At 59.2% G+C, this 1,994-nt stretch carries 1 protein-coding gene; it reads right to left on the reverse strand.

What is annotated here, in order from left to right; genetic code table 11:
- Positions 1–83: 83 nt before the first annotated feature.
- On the reverse strand, positions 84–1,520 hold the full coding sequence (ltrA, locus tag HWN72_RS30560; protein ID WP_231958513.1) for a group II intron reverse transcriptase/maturase: 1,437 nt from the start codon (positions 1,518–1,520) through the stop codon (positions 84–86).
- Positions 1,521–1,994 lie beyond the last annotated feature (474 nt).

Genomic DNA, 1,994 nt, shown 5'->3' on the forward strand with positions numbered 1-1,994 from the left:
TCGAGTAGCCGCGGCGGATTACTCCACCGCGGCTCTCTCAGAACCGGACATGCGGACCACGCATCCGGCTCCTTGGGTCGATATCAGAGTGCCAGTACGAACTGGTCATTGACCCGTGGGGGGTTTAGCTCGTGCCATCGAGCTTTGAGCGAGATCAGTCGTCCATGGAACCATGAAGGAGGGTAAGCCCTCACGATCCCGGGTCGATTGGATTTCGCCCAGTTCCCTTTTCCGCAATACGCGGTGCCAGCGGCGGCTTTGCGACTTACCCCGCGCGACAAAAGGTACCGGAACAAGAAGCGCGGACGCTTCTTTTGACGCACGATGATCGCCCTGAGCCGACGGCGAACGTGGGCGTCAACGACCCCCAGTTCAGACGCCACCTCTGCGGTGCAGAGGCGGTAATATGCCGACCATCCGTTCAGGTATCGACCAAGGTCGGCCATACAGGTCATGATCGATCTCCCCCAGTTGGGCGGAGTCATCTCCCGAATAGTCGTCAGCAATCGACGCTTCGTTTTGCGGGACAGCGCGACCTCGATTGAGGACACACCATCCGTACAGCGGAAGCAAAAGCCGAGGAAGTGGACCTGCTCAGGTTTCCTGATGTCGCTTTTCTCCACATTGACCTGAAGGCGCAATCGCTCCTCCAGAAAACGCCGAAGAGATGCCATGACACGGATCCCGGCGCGCTCACTGCGCACAAAGACGTTGGCGTCATCGGCGTAGCGAACGAAACGTAGCCCGCGCCGCGCCATCTCCTGATCGAACTCGTCGAGAACGATGTTTGATAGAAATGGCGAAAGCGGGCCGCCTTGCGGAGTTCCTTCAACGACTTCGATACGTGTGCCATCCGGCATCACCACGGCCGACCTCAGCATTCGTCGTATCAGGTTGAGAATCCGCCGGTCGGCCACCCGCTGACTCATTCGATCCAGCAGGCGTTGGTGATGAACCCGGTCAAAAAATTGCGCCAGATCCAGATCAACCACCGTCCGAAAGCCCTCTTCCAGATATTCAGTCGCTTCAGCAATTGCCGTATGAGCACCACGATTATGACGGAACCCATGACTGCTGGGATGGAAGGTTGGTTCAAATATCGGCTCCAGAATCTGGAGAACCGCCTGTTGAACCACCCTCGTTCTCACATTGGGAATGCCCAGACCGCGCTGACCTCCACCGGGTTTGGGAATCCAGACCCGACGAATATCCCCTGGGTAAAAGCGTTCCGCCAACAGTACACGGCGCAGTTCAGTCAACAGATGCGGAGCTTGCGCTTCGGCCTCCTCAACCGTCTGGCCGTCGATCCCCGGTGCCCCCTTATTGCGTACAACGGACAGTAGCGCCTGCGCGAGATTTGCCTTGGACGCTACCGCCTCCAGCAGCCGATTTGAATCGGCTGCCCGGGTGAAAGAACTTGTCATGGTTTTGTGCTTCGCTGTGTGCAGTAGCCATGACCGACGCTCGGGTTCGCCCGAACCTCCGACATCGCCACCCCCTCGCGGGCTGTCGGCGAACACGAAGCTCAATTGATGATGTCCTTTCCTTCTCAACCCATCTCTCCCTTTGCTCAGCCGACTTTCACCGGCTTCATCGCTCCTACGGAGAGATCCGACTTCTGCAGGGGCATCGGCGGTCGTCGTTTCCTCCTATCCGCCTACCGCTCACGCGGACCCCAACAGATCTCCCGGGGTAAGAACACTGGATATGCCGCCGCCGCCGCCCTCACTACCGCCCCGGTCTCGGTTGGATTTTGGGCGTCGCGTTTGTAGGCACGCTCACCCGACCGGATCGGCCTGTCCAAGGGTTCACTCGCGTTCGGTGCTGCGGTTCGTCTAAGACTTCCTCCCCACACGGCCTCGCGGCATCAGCGCCTTGCGCATCTCACGATGGGCACGCTGCGTGCAGTTGTCTTCGACTTACGGTTGCTACCAACTCGCCCCGTAAAGGACTTTCACCTCCTATCCAGTGCCCATGCCCGGCACACCTACGGG

Origin of the sequence: Novosphingobium sp. HR1a (genome assembly GCF_015594425.1) — a bacterium.
Taxonomy (GTDB): Bacteria; Pseudomonadota; Alphaproteobacteria; order Sphingomonadales; family Sphingomonadaceae; genus Novosphingobium; species Novosphingobium resinovorum_A.